The sequence below is a fragment of the Bradyrhizobium vignae genome, from assembly GCF_004114425.1.
Classification (GTDB): Bacteria; Pseudomonadota; Alphaproteobacteria; order Rhizobiales; family Xanthobacteraceae; genus Bradyrhizobium; species Bradyrhizobium vignae.
In genome coordinates, this window is sequence record NZ_RDQF01000095.1 from 1 (window position 1) to 16,462 (window position 16,462).

The window sequence follows — 16,462 nt, forward strand, 5'->3', positions numbered from 1 at the left end:
ACCGGCAGCGCCTTCTTGGATGTCAGGACCTCGGCCCAGGCCAGACGCGAGCAGCTGTCGATCAGGCTGATGATGTAGGCCGTGACCGGGGGTGGCGCGAGGAACATATCGCGCGGCAATTGATGGCTCCCATCGACCGCCATGCCAAGAGCAGATTGCGTATGCTTCATGCACGGCGGAGAAACAGGGCAACCGGAGACATCCCGGCCTTCCCTGCGCAGTGGTTTGACGGCTTATGTCGTGCTTCTCCTCGGGGAGCGATGCACTATTGCCCCCGTCGCCTTGCGGATGACTGATGTGCATGCCCGGTCGGGCAACACACATCACCGCAAGACTTGGCGCACAGACCCCGGGCGCCAGGACCACACGATTTTGCCGTACGCGAACCGCACCCGTCGTTGGCGCGAGGTCTTCGCTCACGGTTGCCCGCCCTGCAAAACCCTTCGCGCCGGTGCAACCCACGTCCACCGCCGCCCGGCCCGCGTTCGTGACGATCGCGATACGCCCCTCTTCCTTGGGCCGGATTGCGGCGAGACATACGCCGTTTCCGAATTTCGGTAAAGTGGAATATTTTTGGCCGGGTGCGTTGACCCATGGCTCGCGTGTTTTGCCCGACGGGCAACGCAAGGGATTGTGGCCCGGATCGAGCGACGCGGACTTTCGCAATCGCGTCCGCAGATACAGCGGCCCCGATTGCTCTGCGCTCCATCCCTGGGCTACGGGTCTGTGTTGATTTGCCCGACCGGCCATCACGTTGGTATGGTTCCTGCAGGCAACTCAGCCTCCATTTCCTGACCAGACCGAGACAATGCAGAGCTCAAGACCCGATCGCATCCGCAAACTGCTTGCCGACCTCGTCGGCTTCGACACCATCAGCGACCGCACCAACCTGCCCCTGATTGCCCATATCGAGAGCTACCTCGCCGCATTCGGCATCAAGAGTGAGCGCATCGTCGACGCGACCGGGCAGAAGGCCTCGCTCTGGGTCACGATCGGGCCGGACGACCGGCGGGGCTTCGTGCTGTCGGGCCATACCGACGTCGTTCCCGTCGTCGGCCAGGACTGGAGCCATGATCCGTTCAAGCTCGTCGAGCGCGACGGCAAGCTCTACAGCCGCGGCACCACCGACATGAAGGGTTTCGTCGCGGTGTGCCTTGCCATGGTGCCGGAGATGGTGGAGGCGAGGCTCAAGACGCCGATTCATCTGGCGATCTCCTATGACGAGGAGATCGGCTGCGTCGGCGTGCGGCCGATGCTGCGTGAGGTCGCGAAGAAGCAGGTCAAGCCGCTCGGCGCCTTCATCGGAGAGCCGACCCAGATGCAGGTCATCATCGGCCATAAGGGCAAGCACGGCGTGCGCGCCACGTTCCGTGGGCTCGCCCGTCATTCCTCGATCGCGCCCGATGGGGTGAATGCGATCGAATATGCCGCCGAGTTGATCGTCGAGATCCGCCGCCGCGCCGTAGCACTCGCGGCCGCGCGGTCAACCGACAGCCTCTACGACGTTCCGCACTCGACGCTGCTCACCAGCATCGTGCATGGCGGCGCGGCGCTTAACATCGTGCCCGACACTTGCACGGTGGAGTTCGAATGCCGCGGCATCGGCATCACCGAATCGCGCGAGGTCACGGATGCGATCGTCGCCTGGGCCAAGGCCGAACTCGAGTCGGCGATGAAGGCGAAGAATGCCGAGTGCGGCATCACGTTCGAAGAGATCCTCGACTACCCCGCGCTCGACACCGCCGCCGACGCCCCGATCGTCACCCTCGCCAAGAGCCTTGCGGGCCGCAATGACCACGCCAAGGTCGCCTTCGGCACCGAAGCCAGCCTGTTCGCCAGCATGGCCGATGTCCCCGCGGTGGTGATCGGCCCGGGCTCGATCGCGCAGGCGCATACGCCGGATGAGTTCGTGGAGATGGCGGAGTTGGAGAAGTGCGCGGGCTTCGTGGAGAGGCTGATCGCGCATTGTGCGAAGGCACCGTCGTAGGTGATATCCGTGACGTGACTCGGTCCCGGCTCGGCGGCGCATCACGTCGTGATGCGCCTTGTCCGGGACACGAGAACCGAAGAAAAAGGGCGCGGCCATCGCCGCGCCCTGTCGTCTCTTACACCGCGCCCGCCTTCTGCGCGTACTCCCACGATGCCTTTGACAGCGGCACGGTGCGCTTGGCGGATTCGAGCGCCTTGGCGTTGGCGGCGGTGCCGTCGCGGACGCGGCCGGCGATGCCTTGGGTGATGCCGGCAAGACGGAACAGATTGTAGGCGAAGTACCAGTTGAGATCAGGCACCGTCATCTTTGTGACGTTGCAATAGATCTGCGCCGCCTCTTCCAGGCTCGGGATGTTGAGCGCCTCGAGGTCGGCGCCTTCCAGGCCCGGCATGATCCACTGCATCAACAAATAGGTGAAGTCGGCCATGGGATCGCCGAGCGTCGACAGCTCCCAATCCAGCACGGCCTGCACGCGCGGTTCCGTCGCGTGGAAAATCATGTTGTCGAGACGGTAGTCGCCATGGACGATCGAGACGCGCGCCTGCTCCGGCACGGTCCTCGGCAGCCATTCGGCGACCTTCTCGAACTCGGGAATGTGCTGGGTCTCGGACGCCCGGTACTGCTTGGTCCAGCGGTCGATCTGGCGTGCAAAATAATTGCCCGACTTGCCGAAATCGCCAAGGCCGATGGCATTGGGATCGAACATGTGGAGTTTCGCCAGCGTCTCGATCTTGCTGGTGAAGATCTTGCGCCGTGCATCGCGATCCTGGCTCGGCAGTGTCGGATCCCAGAACACCCGGCCCTCCTCCATCGACATGATGTAGAAGGCCGCGCCAATGACGCTGTCGTCCTGGCACAGCGCATAGGCGCGCGCGACCGGAAAGCCCTGCTTACCAAGGGCTGCAATGACACGGTATTCGCGATCGACCGCATGCGCCGACGGCAGCAGCTTGCCGAACGGCTTGCGGCGCATCACGTAGGAGCGCTTCGGCGTGTTGAGGCGATAGGTCGGGTTGGACTGGCCGCCCTTGAACTGGAGCACGACCAGCGGGCCTTCAAAACCTTCGACGTGCTCGCGCATCCACGCTTCCAGGCGCAGCTCGTCGAAACGATGCCGCTCCTCGACCGGCTTGGTGCCCGAGAATTCTTCGTCCTTTCTGACGCCGTCCGCCACGATGACGCTCCCTCTTCAGTCCTGACCTTGTGCAGGTCGAGCATGATCCTAATCGGTAACCGCTGACGCACTTGCGTCAAGCGGTCATTCCGAATGGGACCATGCCCTGTCGTTTCTTCAAGTCGGGAGCGCCGCCTGGCTCTCCCTCTTAGTGACTGGTAGAGTTTGCATACTTCCGAAGTTCGAGCCTGGCAATGGCGCGGTTGTGCACCTCGTCCGGACCGTCCGCGAGACGGAGCGTGCGGATGTGGGCGTAGTCCTTGGCAAGGCCGGCTTCATCCGAGACGCCGGCGCCACCGAAGGCCTGGATCGCCTCGTCTATGATCTTCAGCGCCATGTTGGGCGCTGCGACCTTGATCATCGCGATCTCGGCCTGCGCGGTCTTGTTGCCGACCTTGTCCATCATGTCGGCTGCCTTGAGGCACAGAAGACGCGTCATCTCGATGTTGGTGCGGGCTTCACCGATGCGCTGCTCCCAAACGCTGTGCTCGACGATCTTCTTGCCGAACGCGGTGCGCGAGGCGAGCCGCTTCACCATCTTCTCCAGCGCCTCCTCGGCCTTGCCGATGGTGCGCATGCAGTGATGGATACGGCCCGGACCGAGACGGCCCTGCGCGATCTCGAAGCCGCGGCCTTCGCCGAGCAGGATGTTCTCCTTCGGCACCCGTACGTTCTCGAGCAGCACCTGGGCGTGGCCGTGCGGCGCGTCGTCGAAGCCGAACACCGGCAGCATCTTCTCGACCTTGATACCTGGCGTGTCGAGCGGAACCAGGATCTGCGACTGCTGCTGGTGCTTGGCCGCCTTGAAATCGGTCTTGCCCATCAGGATCGCGATCTTGCAGCGGGGATCGCCGACGCCGGACGACCACCATTTGCGGCCGTTGATGACGTAATGGTCACCATCGCGCTCGATGCGGGTCTCGATGTTGGTGGCGTCGGACGAGGCGACCGCCGGTTCCGTCATCAGGAAGGCGGAGCGGATCTCACCGTCCATCAGCGGACGCAGCCATTTGCGCTTCTGCTCCTTGGTGCCGTAGCGGATGAACACTTCCATGTTGCCGGTGTCGGGCGCCGAACAGTTGAACACTTCGGAGGCCCAGGTGATGCGGCCCATCTCTTCCGACAGCAGCGCATATTCGAGATTGGTCAGTCCCGCGCCGCGGAATTCGTCGTCCTCGTGCTCGGACGGCGGCATGAACATGTTCCAGAGACCCTCGGCCTTGGCCTTCTTCTTGAGGTCTTCCAGGATCGGAATGACCTTCCAACGGTCGCCGCTCTTGTCCTGCTGATCGTAAATCGGCACCGCCGGGCGCACGTGCTTGGCCATGAAGGACCTCACGCGGTCGAGCCATTCCTTCTGCTTGGGGGACATGTCGAAGTCCATGGGACGCTCCTCGCTTCTCTCTCGCTGGTACTTTTGCGCCGGACTGTCCTCCCGCCGTGCGCGGCCCGCAAGCGCGAATACGCGAACTGCGGGGCGCACCGGAACCCATCGCAATTGCAAATGAGTCCCGATCGCGGATTGACTTTCCCGGCCTTCAAACGATAGTTTCATACAAATGTTTGAATTGCAACTCCCTCGCTCACGGCGTCATTCCGGGGCGGCCCGCAGGGCTGAACCCGGAATCTCGAAATGTGGCGAGAGATTCCGGGTTCGACGCTGGCGCGTCGCCCCGGAATGACGGGACAAAGGTCATGGCCAGCGATCATACGAGGTCTGCCATTCTCGCCGCCGCCGAAAGGCTCTATGCCGACCGCGGCTTCGGCGACGTGACGTTGCGCGACATCGTCGCGGAGGCCGGCGTCAACCTCGCCGCGGTGAACTATCATTTCGGCTCGAAGGACGAACTGATCGCGGAATTATTCGTCACTCGTTCGGTTCAGACCAACCGCGAGCGCCTGCGCGAATTGAAGGCGGCGGAGGAGCAAGGCGGCGGCCGCGCGCCGATCGAAGTGATCCTGCGCGCGCTGGTGGGGCCGACCTTGCGCGGCTGCCTGGGGCCGGAGAACCAGCGCTCGACCGCCGCGCGCTTCATGATCCGCGCCTCGATCGAATCCGTGCCGCCGATCCGCCGCATCAAGAACCGCGAGATCGACCATTTGCGCAAATTCGCCGCCTCGATGCGCAGGTCCCTGCCCGAGCGCAGCGAGGTCGATATCTATTGGGGCCTCAACTTCGCGCTCGCCATGGCGCACCACACCATCCGCGAGAGCGAGCGGCTGATCAAATTGTCGGAGGGCAAATGCGATCTCGAAGACGTCGAGGACGTGGTCGGGCGCGTCGTCAGCGTCGCGACGATGACGCTGACGGCGGCGAAGGTCGAAGCCAAATCGCGCGCGCTGGCGCGGGATGCGCGTTAGCTGTCACGGCCGGGCTTTTCACGGCCATCCACGTCTTGCCACGCAGCACAAAGAACGTGGATCCCCGGGACGATCCCGGGCATGACGACCTCTGCTACATGCTCGAAGTATAGCCGTAACGGCGGGCTACGCCCGCTGCGGCATCTCCTCGGCCTCTTCCTTGGCGAGCAGCAGCAGCATCTCGATGCCCATCTCGCCTTCCTGCGGCGATCGGATGAACTTTATCTCGTCGGCGCTCTGCCGCAATGCGGCAATGATGGCGACGGCCTGATTGGCGGTGGCCGCCTCGGTCGCTAGAATGGCCTTCTGGTCCTTCGCCTGGAACCCGATCGTGTAGGACATTCGCTTCCCTCCCGAACTCAAGTGGAAGTATCGAACCAGAGTCGGACGCAAAGCGGAAGCCTGTGCGACTACGGACCGGGATAATCTGGGGATTGCGGCAAGCTTCAGGCAAGCTCCAGCATCGCGCGCGCGCCCTGCGGCACAAGTCTTCTCAGCCTCCCCAGGAGGGCCCTCCAGGGCACGGTGATAGCGTCAGACAATCCCCTGCTGCTTCAGCTGCTCGATCTTGCCGGCATCGTAGCCGAGCTTGCCACTGAGCACCTCCTGGGTGTGCTCCCCGAGTAGTGGCGGCGCGCGGTAATCCTTGATCGGGGTCTCCGACAAGGTCAGCGCGTTGCGGACCAGCGACAGATCGGGCTCGAAGGGATGATTGACCTTGACCCGCATGCCGCGCGACTGCACGTGCGGATCGGAAAACACCTGCTCGAAATTGTTGATCGGACCTGACGGCACGCCCGCCTCCTCCAGCTTCTCCAGCCAGTAGGCCACCGGCTGCTTGAGGAACAAGCCGGCGAAGATCGACATGATCTCCTTGCCGTGCACGACGCGGTCGTTGTTCTTGACGAAGCGCGAATCGTTCGCGAGCTCGGGCTCGCCGAGCACGGCGCAGGTGCGCTGGAACTGGCCGTCATTGCCGACCACCAGCATCAACTCGCCGTCGGCGCAGCGGAACACGCCGGCCGGCATGCCGCCATTGCCCCAGGTGCCGCGGCGCGGCGGCGTCTTGCCGTTGACGAGATAGATCTGCAGCCAGTGCGACAAGGATGCGATGACGGTGTCGAACAGGCAGACGTCGATGTGCTGTCCCTGCCCGCCATTAGCGTCGCGATGGTAGAGCGCCGAGAGAATCCCGATCGACGCGTTCATGCCGGTCATGTAGTCGACGATCGAGGGGCCGACCTTCATCGGGCCCTCGCCGGGCTCGCCGTCGATATGGCCGGTGACGCTCATCAAGCCGCCCATCGCCTGCAGGATGGCGTCATAGCCGGCACGCGGCGCATAGGGACCGGTCTGGCCGAAGCCGGTCACCGAGCAATAGATGATGCTGGGATTGATCGCCTTGATGGTCTCGTAGTCCAGGCCGTAGCGCTTGAGATCACCGACCTTGTAGTTCTCCATGAAGACGTCGGCGTCCTTGGCGAGCTCGCGGATGATCGCCTGCCCTTCCGGCTTGGCGATGTTGACCGTGACCGACTTCTTGTTGCGGTTGGCGCAGAGATAGAACGAATTGTTGTTGTTGGCCTTGCCCTCGGGGTCGGTCAGGTAAGGCGGGCCGAAGGCGCGTGCGTCGTCGCCGGTGCCCGGCCGCTCGATCTTGATCACCTCCGCGCCGAGATCCCCCAGCATCTGGGCCGACAGGGGCCCGGCGAGCACACGGGTGAGGTCAAGGATCTTGATGCCTGAGAGCGGCAAGGCCGACATGTCGATTTCCTCCGCGGAACTGATCTTGGAGCTGATTTTGGCGCGGCGGCGAGATCGCAGGGCCGCGCTCCCTGCGGATACACCATTTTCGCGCCCTGAGCACTGCACTGACGGCATACGGCCATCTGTTGCCGGGCGAGCGGCGCCGATTGCTGCTCGCAACTTTCCGCGCCGCGAAGATCGCCTTAGACCGCCACCGCCGCGATCGCGCGCGGCCGCCGCCGCCCGAGCAGGACCAGGATCAGCACCGTTGCGCAGGAGAAGACGAAGGTGAGACCGAGTGCGCCGCGGCTGCCGAACTGCGTCAGCAGCGCGACGAGCACGGGCGGCGAGATCGCCGAGGCCAGATTGAGCGGCAGCGCGATCATCGACATCGCCTTGGCGAACTCGGCCTGGTCGTAGAACACCAGCGGAATCGTCGCCCGCGCCACCGCCATCGCGCCGCTGCCGGCGCCATAGAGCAGGATGAAGACGGCGACCGCCCAGGTGGCGCCCTCGCTCAGCATCAAGAGCAGCATGGCGACCGGCAAGGCCGTGCCGGCGACGAGCCCGGTCGTGATGCCGTCCCAGCGCCCGCCGCCCAGGAAATCCAGCCCGCGGGCGCTGACCTGGATCACGCCGAGCATCGAGCCGAAGGCCAGAGCCTGCGCCGGCGCCAACCCCTCCGCCCGCAACAGCTCGATCATGACGGCGCTGATGCCGAAATTGACGAAGGCGTTGAGCGTGATCACGGCGGCGACGAGGATGAAGGTGCTGCGCGGAATCGCCGGCGCATCGGAGCGCCTGTCCGGCGCGCTGCCATCGTCCCTCGCGACGCTGCGCCGGGGTGCCGCGAACGCATAGAGCGGCAGCGAAATGAAGATCAGCATGGCGGCATAGACGAGGCACGTGCCGCGCCAGCCGAGATGACCGCTCAGGAACGAGGTGGTCGGCCAGAAGATGCTGCTGGAGAGGCCCGTCACCAGCATCAGCGCGCCGATCGCGCTCTTGGCCTGCTTTCCCGCGGCCTCGTTCAGCATGATATAGGCGCCGGTCGAGAGCGTGGCGCTTCCGGCGAGTCCAAGCACGATCCAGGCGGCGAAGTAGAGCACCGGCTCGCGCGCGAGCGACAGCAGCACGAAGCCGGGCGCGGTGACGATCGTGCCGACCATCATGACCTTGCGTGCGCCGTGCCGCGCAAAGAATTTGCCGAGCCAGGGCGCGCACAGCCCCATCGAGACGTAGAGAACGGACGTCCCCGCGAACACCGCCGTCAGGCTCATGCCGAGATCTGCGGCAAGGTCGCGGCCGACGATGGCGGGCAGCCCGATCGTCCCCCATCCAATCAGTTGCGTGACCGCGAGCACCACCAGGATGCCGATGAGCCCGCTGTCAGCCTTCAAGAATCGCATTCCAACCGTCGCCTGCCCGGCAGGCGCCGATCACGCCTGTGCATCTGCTTTACCTGCAGACTCGGCGCACGGGAACGCCGGCCGCCGAATGGCAGGAGGCAGCTGGGGGCATGTCGGGCGGTGGATGGTCGTCCCTACCCCGCGATCCCGAGCAAGGATCGCGCCTCGGCTGCGGTCGCAACGCGCCGGCCGTGGCGCGCGACCGCCTCGGCGGCGATGGCGACCAGCTCCGCGTTGCTGGCGGCGAGGCGCGTCTTGTCGATCCGGATATTGTCCTCGAGCCCGGTGCGAACCGCGTCGGCGCCGCGCGCGAGCGCCCAGCCCATGACCTCGGCTTGATGGCGGCCAATTCCGGCTGCGGTCCAGGTCGCTTTCGGGATCAGCCGCCTGAGCTCTCCGAGCAGAATGTCGAGCACATGCTCGTCTGCGGGCATGGCATTCTTGACACCCATGACGAACTGCACGTGCGGACGCGCGTCGATGAGGCCGGCCTCGATCAAGCGCCGGGCGCCATGCAGATGCGACAGATCGAAGATCTCGATTTCCGGCCGGATGCCGTTCGCCTTCATGCCGGTGGCGAGCGTTTCGACCAGCGCGGCGCTGTTCTCGTAGACGATGGTCGGAAAGTTCACCGATCCCGTGGAGAGCGAGGCCATGTCGGGCTTGAGGTAGAGCGACGATCCGCGCGCCGAGGGATCGCGCCCTCGCCCGCCGGTCGAGAACTGAACGATCATTCCCGGACAATGCTTTTTGATGCCCTCCTGCACCAGCGCAAAGCGCTCGGGGTCGGAGGACGGCGTCTCGTCATCATTTCGAACATGGATATGGGCGAGCGTGGCGCCGGCCTCGAAGGCTTGCTGCGTCGACTCGATCTGTTCGGACGGCAGGATCGGCACCGCCGGATTGTCCTTCTTGCGCGGAACGGAGCCGGTGATAGCGACTGCAACGACGACGGGGTTCATCCCTGGACCTCATGATGATCGCGCTCGCGCGCCCAAAGCCGAATAGACGTAGCGTAAGGAGCCCTGCCGCTGCAAACGTCATCGATCGCAGCGGCGGGCTTGTTTGCGTTCCAATCAGGTGGGAATTGCGGCCGCACCGTTCGCCGCCTCCGCACGCTGCCGCTCATAATCGGCCCGCGCCATCGGAACGGCCTCGGGATTGCCGAGATCGTCGATCTTGATCCGATAGGTTTCGCGGGCCGTCACCGCCGCGAGCGCCGCGATGACCGTGATGCCGAAGGCGATCGCGCCGACCGTCAAGGGAATGTTGGCCGAGCCCGGAGGCGCCACGGTCGCGAACAGAGCAGGAAGTAATGCAGTGATGGTCGTGCCGATATTCTGCGAGATCGCCATCGCCGAGACCCGTGTGCGGGTCGGAAACAGCTCCGGATAGAAGCTCGGGAAGATCGCGTTGTAGCCCTGATAGACGACGCCCCACATCAAGAGCGACAGCAGGATCGCGAGCGGCACGTTCCGGATGCTGATGGCATACAGATAGCCGAACGCGAGCAGGCCCGAGAGCAACGCGCCCACGATGATCGGAGGTTTGCGGCCGACCTTGTCGGAGAGATGGCCGACGAAGGGAATGATGAATACGGCCAGCATGTTGCCGAGCACCGGGATCCACAGATAAACGTCCTTGGCAAAGCCGATGCCATAGGCCGGCTGCACCGCGTAGGCCGCACCGAAGATGGTCGCGACCACGGGAATGACGTTCATCAGCGCCATGCAGATCACCCTCAGCATGTCGGGCCAGCTCAACCTGATGGCCTGGACGATCGGAGCGCGCGGCGTTTCTCCCCGTTTCTCCTCGCGGGCAAAGGCAGGCGTTTCGTCGACCTCGCGGCGAATGATGTAGCCGGCGACGATGACGAAGAAGCTGAGCAGGAACGGGATCCGCCAGCCCCAGCTGTTGAAGGCCTCGGTCGGCATATAGGCCGCCAGCGGCAGGAAAACCGCGGCCGCGAGGATTTGTCCGGCTTGCACGCCCTGAAGCGCGAAGCTCGCATAGAAGCCGCGCCGGCCGAACGGCGCATGCTCCAGGATCATCGAGCTGGCGCCGGAGATTTCACCGGCCACGGCAAATCCCTGCACGAGACGCAGCATGACGAGCAGGATCGGCGCGAGGATGCCGGCCTGCTGATAGGTCGGCAGCAAACCGACGGCCATCGTCGAGATGCCCATCAGGAACATGCAGAGGATGAGAACGGTCTTGCGGCCATGCGTGTCGCCCCAATGTCCGAGCACGAAGGCCCCGATCGGCCGCGCCACGTATCCGACGCCATAGGTCGCAAGCGATGCGACGATCGCAACGGTGGGATTGTCCGACGGGAAGAAGATCTGCGGGAAGATCAGCGATGCCGCCGTGGCGTAGATGAAGAAGTCATAGTATTCGAGAGCCGAGCCGATCCAGCCGCTTGCTGCAGCCTTCCTCGACTGACTCCTGTCATGGATCGCGCGCGTGGTCGCCATCATAAAATTCCTCCCGATCTGGCTTGTTCGTTGACGTCCCGTTGGCGGGCTTCGTTGGACAATTGGACAGCAATCTCCCGGCGCTCTGCGGAGCTCCGCGAGCGCTTGGCACTGCCGGTCGGTGTCTTGGGTGAGGACGACAATAGGCTTTCGCCGGGGTAACACAATTACCCAGTTATGCGATAAACCTAACATGATGTTATGGCGGTGGCGGACTCGCCGGCGGCAGCGATGGGGGCGCAAAGTGGCGTCGTCCTCGGCGATGGCATCGAAGCCGGCCGCTGGCGCCGGGGTCGCGATCGGGATCGCCTGCCGGGCGCGGGCGGCTGATCGTGTGATCACGACAGCCGCCGAGCGGCGTCACGCGGTGTGGCCGGGATCGATATGCTTCGGGGTCTTCTTGTCGCGCTGGGGCGTCATCTTGGCCGGATCAGGCGCGTCCGGCACGCCGCGCGGTCCGAGCTGGTCGCGCTGGATGTCGTCCTCGGAGCGGGATTGCTCGACACCGTTGAGCTCACGGGGTTTCGTCATCGCGGCCTCCTTCTCTCGAACGCCATGTCTGCGGCGGGCTCTACACGCCGAGCGCGTTATCGCCGGCTTCGCGGCCGGGCACGCTGACATGGACTTCGTGTCCCTCACGGAGGGCCAGGGATGCCGCGGCCACCGCCGACTCGAATGCAGCTTCCTTGGTGGCGTATCTGCTCTTGACGTCGCCGTCATGCAGCACGCCCCATTCGTCCTGCACCGGCACGATGGCGTATTGAGCCAGACCCATTGTCCTACTCCTGATTTGCCGTTCAAAAAATCGCCTGGACTCTCAACGCGGTGCCGGGCTTAACGTTGCGTCAGCTGCGGATGCGCCGCACTCACCCGCCAGACCGTGTTGCCGCTGTCATCGGCGACCAGCAGCGCGCCGGTCTTGTCGATGGCGACGCCGACGGGGCGGCCGCGCGCCTGGTTCTTATCGTTTAGGAAGCCGGTGACGACGTCTTGCGCGGGACCACTCGGCTTGCCGTCCGTGAACGGCACGAACACGACCTTGTAGCCGTTGAGCACCTGCCTGTTCCAGCTGCCGTGCTCACCGACAAAGGCGCCGCCGCGATAGCTGGCCGGAAGACTGGTGCCGGTATTGAAGGCGAGCCCGAGCGGGGCGACATGCGAGCTCAGCGCGTAATCCGGCACGATCGCCTTGGCGACGAGATCCGGCCGCTCCGGCTTGACGCGGGGATCGACGTGCTGGCCGAAATAGCTGTAGGGCCAGCCGTAGAAGCCGCCCTCCTTCACCGAGGTCATGTAGTCGGGCACGAGATCGGGACCGACCTCGTCGCGCTCGTTCACCACCGTCCACAATGCACCGGTCTGCGGCTCGAAGCTGAGGCCGTTGGGATTGCGCAGGCCGCTTGCGAACACGCGCCAGCGGCCGCTGGCACGATCGACCTCGAGGATCGCAGCGCGGTTGTGTTCGGCTTCCATGCCATTCTCGGTGATGTTGCTGTTGGAGCCGACGCCGGCATAGAGCTTCGAGCCGTCGGGGCTGGCGACCAGGCTCTTGGTCCAGTGATGATTGATCGGACCACCCGGCAGCGGTGTCAGCACCGTGCCGGCCGCAGTGATCTTCGTATCGCCTTCCCTGTACGGATACCTGACGATGGCATCGGTGTCGGCAACGTAGAGCTCGTTGCCGACCAGCGCGACGCCGAAGGGCGAGTTGAGATGGTCGAGGAAGACGCTTTGCGTCTCCGGCACACCGTCGCCATTGCTGTCGCGCAGCAGTGTGATCCGATTGCTCTCGCCGCTGTCGCCGCCGGAGGTCGCCCAGGACTCGACGAAGCCCATCACGATCTCCTTGGGACGCTTGATCGGGGCGCCCTTCGGCGCCTTGGATTCCACCACCAGCACGTCGCCATTGGCAAGAACGTAAAGCGAGCGCGGGTGCTGCAAGCCCGTGGCGAAGGCCTTGGCCTGCAAGTCCTGCGCAACGGTCGGCGTCTCGTCCTTCTTCCAGCCGACGATGCGCGCGATATGAATCGGCGGCAGCAGATATTGCTGGATCTCGGGCAGCACCGGATTGGCGCCGATTTGCGCCTTCGGATCACCGCTCCCGTCGTTGCAGCCGGCAAGACACAGCGAGGAGGAGCAGAGCAGCGCGCGGGCAATCGAGGTTCTCATCGCACAACTCCCACGCCGTGGCGGTACACCATGGCCCAGCCGAGCCAGCCCGTGACGGGCAGGATCAGGACGGTGAGGACCGAAAGAACCAGCCCGACCGGCCAAACCGAGGTCCAGGCGTCGCGGGTGTGGATCAGCGCGTTGAAGATCGCCAGGATCAGCGCCACGGCGTTGCCGATCAGATGCGGCCAGGCCGGGGTCTGCGCCCGCACCAGCCGGTTTCCGAGGAAGTCCATCAGGCCCGCGATCGCCGCCAGCACGCCGAAGATGACGCCGACGAGCAGAAGCCAGGCCGAAAAATCCGCCCACATGATCTCGGCGCTGACGACATAGGCGATGTCGGTCAGCAGCGCCCCGATGAAGCACACGATCGGGATCGGCACCAGCATCGGATGGATCGGATGACCCGCGATCTGCGCGGTCGAGCGCACGCGCACGTCGTCTTGCACGGTTGGCCTCGCGTGACTTTCGCCCCGCCCGGCCGGCCAACTCGCGCCTGCAGTGATGGTTCCTCAGACCCGACCTTCCCCGGATCCGCGGAGGCTGACACATCGGGTCACCGCTCGATCGTTCCGGTTCGCCGGATCTTCTTCTGCAGGAGGACGAGCCCATAAAGCAGGGCTTCAGCCGTCGGAGGACAGCCGGGCACATAGATGTCGACCGGCACGATGCGATCACAGCCGCGCACGACCGAGTACGAATAGTGATAGTAGCCGCCCCCGTTTGCGCACGATCCCATCGAGATGACGTAGCGCGGCTCCGGCATCTGGTCATAGACCTTGCGCAAGGCTGGTGCCATTTTGTTGCAGAGCGTACCCGAGACGATCATGACATCGGACTGCCTTGGCGATGCGCGAGGAGCCGCGCCAAACCGCTCGATGTCGTATCGTGGCATCGATACCTGCATCTGCTCGATCGCACAGCACGCAAGGCCAAACGTCATCCACATCAGAGAACCCGATCGCGCCCATGTGATGAGGTCGTCGAGCGGGGCGACGAAGTAGCCACGGTCACCGAGATGGTCCTGGACATTGTCGAGGGCAGCGTTTTCGAGATGGTTCATGGCGATATCGCCTTGCAAGCCCTTCCCGATGCGGCAAGCACAGCTCCGTCGCGCTGTTCCTAATTTCTTCGCTGATTCCTCGGCCCCGAGCTCAAATGTCGTTTGCACCCCGGAACAGTCTCGCGGATAGGCGGTTGACCGCCAAATTCGGAACCCGGGTCATCCCAATCCAAGCCATGGACACGAACATCATGAAGATCGAAAACTTCAAAGACCTGTATATCGCCGAGCTGCAGGAACTCGTCAGCATGGAGGACCAGCTGAGCGATGCACTCAAACGAATGGCCGAGATGGCGGTGCATCCCTCCCTGAAACTTGCTCTGGCCGAGCATCAGCGAGAGACGGAGCAACAAGGTCAACGGCTTCAGAAAATCCTGCGGCGGCATGGCGCAGATGCGCGCGTGCACACCGATCAGGCCGTGGAATCGTTGATCGAGGAGACTGCGAAGATGATGAAGATGGTGACGCAGGATGACTTGCGCGACGCCGCGATGATCGCATCGGCCCAGAAGCTGGAACATTACGAGATTGCCGCCTACGGCAGCGCAGCCGCCCTTGCCGGGCAGCTCGAGTTGAGGGAGGACCAGAACATCCTGCACGAAAGCCTGGAGGAGGAGAAGGCGACCGACGTCATGCTGACGACACTCGCGAAGGACGAGGTCAATCTCGACGCTCTTGCAGCCTGACTGGAACGTCGCCGATGACCCCTCGCTGACGGCCACTCGAGTTCGGTGGGAGGGCCCCGGCCTGCCCTAGATGCGGCGGTACTTAAGCGCAGTCTTTGTACCCGCAATCACGCGTGAAACGGATAGTTGCGCTTGGTTTCTCGTCGCGGAACCTTGGACCCTACGCAAATCCCAACGGGCCCCATCATCCCTAAAGCGAGGTCTTCAAAACAAGGAGTCTTCAAAACAAGGACCCCGCCGGTTACCGGGGTAACCTGGCGGGGCTTGTGACGAATCTTTGATTTGGTTTATCCGCAGCTTTCGCTCTGGCCTCGCCATTCATCGATCGTCACTGAACTACCAACCGATGACCTCCATGGACGTTCCGGACGACGGCTATTTTTAATGTTTCTGATCCTCCGTACTGGCGCTGGAGCGCAAGGCGCTGAGCGGAGGAAGGCCGGATCTCGGAGAGGAATGGAACAGGGAGCCGCACTTACCCTTCAGGTGTGAAGCTGCACGGTGACTACCTCGACACCCGCATCCTAAACACAGAAACAGAGCTGAGCACATATTCAGCAGCCATGAACAGTCTGCTCGATCGCATTGCTGACGAGCACGGCCTGATCAGCGCTCGCGCGGCTTCATGGGACGCCCCGTCTTCTCGGGCTTCTTTCTCGGCCTCGCGCGGCCGACTTCGTCCCCTGCGCGAGCACGGTGCCTTGTGGCAGCACAAGCTCGGCGACCTGGATGCCGAGCGCGAACGCGATCTTGTGCAACGAACGCCACCCCTCTCCGCCGCCATCGCTCGCCAGCGCTGCGCTTTTGGGCAAGCGAGCGACGGCGGCTCCGAGGGGATGGCTCGGCCGGACCCCATGATCAATTTTGCTGAACTTGACACACAGAACTCTCGATGGATCACCGCAGTCTCAAGTGATCTGAACTAGCAACCGACTTTAATAGCCAAATGACTATGTTTCAGCCGTTTTCAGTGATCCGGCACCCCCTAAGCGCGAAGCGGACGAAGAAATTTGCACCACGATGCTCAGGCCCATCAAGGGGATGCACGCCCCCCCTCTCCGCCGCCGTCGCTCGCCAGCGAACACGCCGGTGAGAACGTCGGGAATGGTCTTCTTCAAGTCCGGATGATCATCGGAGACGACGAACTCGACGCCATGCAGGCCGCGGGCCTTCAGGCCTTCCAAAACACCTTCCAGCTCGATCGGCTCTCCCGGTTGGCGAGCTCAACCGCGAGCACCTGGCGCCGTCCCTCCCAGTCGACCCTAGGGGAATCGCATATGGTGCTGGCAGGGTGTTGCCAAGCGGTTGGAACTGGATTCTTTGGGTGTCTCTCGATTCCAGAGGGAGACCTGAATGCGCAAGCTCAAGCGCCTGTTTCGACCGCTCAAGG

Annotated in this window: 15 protein-coding genes and 2 pseudogenes; 4 read left to right on the forward strand and 13 right to left on the reverse strand. The window is 63.8% G+C overall.

Annotated features, from left to right (window positions below):
- Nucleotides 1–808 precede the first annotated feature (808 nt).
- Entirely contained in the window at nucleotides 809–1,987 is a 1,179-nt protein-coding gene (gene argE, locus EAV90_RS37560; RefSeq protein WP_129146306.1) for an acetylornithine deacetylase, read from the forward strand.
- A gap of 118 nt (nucleotides 1,988–2,105) precedes the next feature.
- Here the strand turns inward: argE and EAV90_RS37565 are convergent, their stop codons facing one another.
- Together EAV90_RS37565 and EAV90_RS37570 are read right to left on the reverse strand one after the other, a co-directional pair.
- Entirely contained in the window at nucleotides 2,106–3,164 is a 1,059-nt protein-coding gene (locus EAV90_RS37565) for a phosphotransferase family protein (RefSeq protein WP_129146307.1), read from the reverse strand.
- A 148-nt stretch (nucleotides 3,165–3,312) separates the two neighbouring features.
- Nucleotides 3,313–4,548 (reverse strand): acyl-CoA dehydrogenase family protein, encoded by a 1,236-nt coding sequence (locus EAV90_RS37570; protein WP_122402672.1) that lies wholly within the window; start codon nucleotides 4,546–4,548, stop codon nucleotides 3,313–3,315.
- Between the two features lie 311 nt (nucleotides 4,549–4,859).
- Between EAV90_RS37570 and EAV90_RS37575 the strand changes: the two genes are divergently transcribed.
- Complete coding sequence (locus EAV90_RS37575; RefSeq protein WP_129146308.1) at nucleotides 4,860–5,525, forward strand: TetR/AcrR family transcriptional regulator; 666 nt, start codon at nucleotides 4,860–4,862, stop codon at nucleotides 5,523–5,525.
- Nucleotides 5,526–5,651: 126 nt separating this feature from the next.
- Here the strand turns inward: EAV90_RS37575 and EAV90_RS37580 are convergent, their stop codons facing one another.
- From EAV90_RS37580 to EAV90_RS37620, 10 genes and pseudogenes are all read right to left on the reverse strand, one after another.
- Nucleotides 5,652–5,867, reverse strand: a complete 216-nt coding sequence (locus EAV90_RS37580) for a hypothetical protein (protein ID WP_036010888.1) — start codon at nucleotides 5,865–5,867, stop codon at nucleotides 5,652–5,654.
- Between the two features lie 192 nt (nucleotides 5,868–6,059).
- Entirely contained in the window at nucleotides 6,060–7,289 is a 1,230-nt protein-coding gene (locus EAV90_RS37585; RefSeq protein WP_129146309.1) for a CaiB/BaiF CoA transferase family protein, read from the reverse strand.
- Nucleotides 7,290–7,474: 185 nt separating this feature from the next.
- Entirely contained in the window at nucleotides 7,475–8,680 is a 1,206-nt protein-coding gene (locus tag EAV90_RS37590; RefSeq protein ID WP_129146310.1) for an MFS transporter, read from the reverse strand.
- A gap of 134 nt (nucleotides 8,681–8,814) precedes the next feature.
- Nucleotides 8,815–9,642 carry a 3-oxoadipate:acetyl-CoA acetyltransferase gene (locus tag EAV90_RS37595; protein ID WP_122402668.1) on the reverse strand — a complete coding sequence of 276 codons (828 nt, stop codon included), beginning with the start codon at nucleotides 9,640–9,642 and terminating at the stop codon, nucleotides 8,815–8,817.
- Between the two features lie 114 nt (nucleotides 9,643–9,756).
- Nucleotides 9,757–11,154 carry an MFS transporter gene (locus EAV90_RS37600; protein ID WP_122406598.1) on the reverse strand — a complete coding sequence of 466 codons (1,398 nt, stop codon included), beginning with the start codon at nucleotides 11,152–11,154 and terminating at the stop codon, nucleotides 9,757–9,759.
- A gap of 360 nt (nucleotides 11,155–11,514) precedes the next feature.
- Nucleotides 11,515–11,685 (reverse strand): hypothetical protein, encoded by a 171-nt coding sequence (locus tag EAV90_RS39960; RefSeq protein WP_164937276.1) that lies wholly within the window; start codon nucleotides 11,683–11,685, stop codon nucleotides 11,515–11,517.
- A gap of 40 nt (nucleotides 11,686–11,725) precedes the next feature.
- The gene (locus EAV90_RS37605; protein WP_061030115.1) at nucleotides 11,726–11,929 is read right to left on the reverse strand and encodes a hypothetical protein; all 204 of its coding nucleotides are present in this window, start codon (nucleotides 11,927–11,929) and stop codon (nucleotides 11,726–11,728) included.
- Between the two features lie 59 nt (nucleotides 11,930–11,988).
- Nucleotides 11,989–13,323, reverse strand: coding sequence for a PQQ-dependent sugar dehydrogenase (locus EAV90_RS37610; protein WP_129146311.1), 1,335 nt, complete (start codon nucleotides 13,321–13,323; stop codon nucleotides 11,989–11,991).
- On the reverse strand, nucleotides 13,320–13,772 hold the full coding sequence (locus EAV90_RS37615) for a DUF2231 domain-containing protein (protein ID WP_129146312.1): 453 nt from the start codon (nucleotides 13,770–13,772) through the stop codon (nucleotides 13,320–13,322). The genes EAV90_RS37610 and EAV90_RS37615 overlap by 4 nt, the downstream gene beginning before the upstream one ends.
- Before the next feature lie 107 nt (nucleotides 13,773–13,879).
- A pseudogene (locus tag EAV90_RS37620) lies at nucleotides 13,880–14,341 on the reverse strand (NuoB/complex I 20 kDa subunit family protein); the annotation flags it as partial.
- A gap of 179 nt (nucleotides 14,342–14,520) precedes the next feature.
- Between EAV90_RS37620 and EAV90_RS37625 the strand changes: the two are divergent.
- On the forward strand, nucleotides 14,521–15,072 hold the full coding sequence (locus tag EAV90_RS37625) for a YciE/YciF ferroxidase family protein (RefSeq protein ID WP_245509721.1): 552 nt from the start codon (nucleotides 14,521–14,523) through the stop codon (nucleotides 15,070–15,072).
- Between the two features lie 563 nt (nucleotides 15,073–15,635).
- On the forward strand, nucleotides 15,636–15,998 hold the full coding sequence (locus EAV90_RS37630) for a hypothetical protein (RefSeq protein ID WP_129146313.1): 363 nt from the start codon (nucleotides 15,636–15,638) through the stop codon (nucleotides 15,996–15,998).
- Between the two features lie 162 nt (nucleotides 15,999–16,160).
- On the opposite strand, the pseudogene EAV90_RS41040 reads toward EAV90_RS37630, so the two are convergent.
- A pseudogene (locus tag EAV90_RS41040) lies at nucleotides 16,161–16,333 on the reverse strand (transposase); the annotation flags it as partial.
- Nucleotides 16,334–16,462: the final 129 nt, after the last annotated feature.

Excerpts from the sequence above, each read along its gene's own strand:
- argE (WP_129146306.1), top strand. The coding sequence starts at position 809 with ATGCAGAGCTCAAGACCCGATCGCATCCGCAAACTGCTTGCCGACCTC.
- EAV90_RS37570 (WP_122402672.1), bottom strand. The coding sequence starts at position 4,548 with ATGGACTTCGACATGTCCCCCAAGCAGAAGGAATGGCTCGACCGCGTG.
- EAV90_RS37575 (WP_129146308.1), top strand. The coding sequence starts at position 4,860 with ATGGCCAGCGATCATACGAGGTCTGCCATTCTCGCCGCCGCCGAAAGG.
- EAV90_RS37580 (WP_036010888.1), bottom strand. The coding sequence starts at position 5,867 with ATGTCCTACACGATCGGGTTCCAGGCGAAGGACCAGAAGGCCATTCTA.
- EAV90_RS37585 (WP_129146309.1), bottom strand. The coding sequence starts at position 7,289 with ATGTCGGCCTTGCCGCTCTCAGGCATCAAGATCCTTGACCTCACCCGT.
- EAV90_RS37590 (WP_129146310.1), bottom strand. The coding sequence starts at position 8,680 with ATGCGATTCTTGAAGGCTGACAGCGGGCTCATCGGCATCCTGGTGGTG.
- EAV90_RS37595 (WP_122402668.1), bottom strand. The coding sequence starts at position 9,642 with ATGAACCCCGTCGTCGTTGCAGTCGCTATCACCGGCTCCGTTCCGCGC.
- EAV90_RS37600 (WP_122406598.1), bottom strand. The coding sequence starts at position 11,154 with ATGGCGACCACGCGCGCGATCCATGACAGGAGTCAGTCGAGGAAGGCT.
- EAV90_RS39960 (WP_164937276.1), bottom strand. The coding sequence starts at position 11,685 with ATGACGAAACCCCGTGAGCTCAACGGTGTCGAGCAATCCCGCTCCGAG.
- EAV90_RS37605 (WP_061030115.1), bottom strand. The coding sequence starts at position 11,929 with ATGGGTCTGGCTCAATACGCCATCGTGCCGGTGCAGGACGAATGGGGC.
- EAV90_RS37610 (WP_129146311.1), bottom strand. The coding sequence starts at position 13,323 with ATGAGAACCTCGATTGCCCGCGCGCTGCTCTGCTCCTCCTCGCTGTGT.
- EAV90_RS37630 (WP_129146313.1), top strand. The coding sequence starts at position 15,636 with ATGAACAGTCTGCTCGATCGCATTGCTGACGAGCACGGCCTGATCAGC.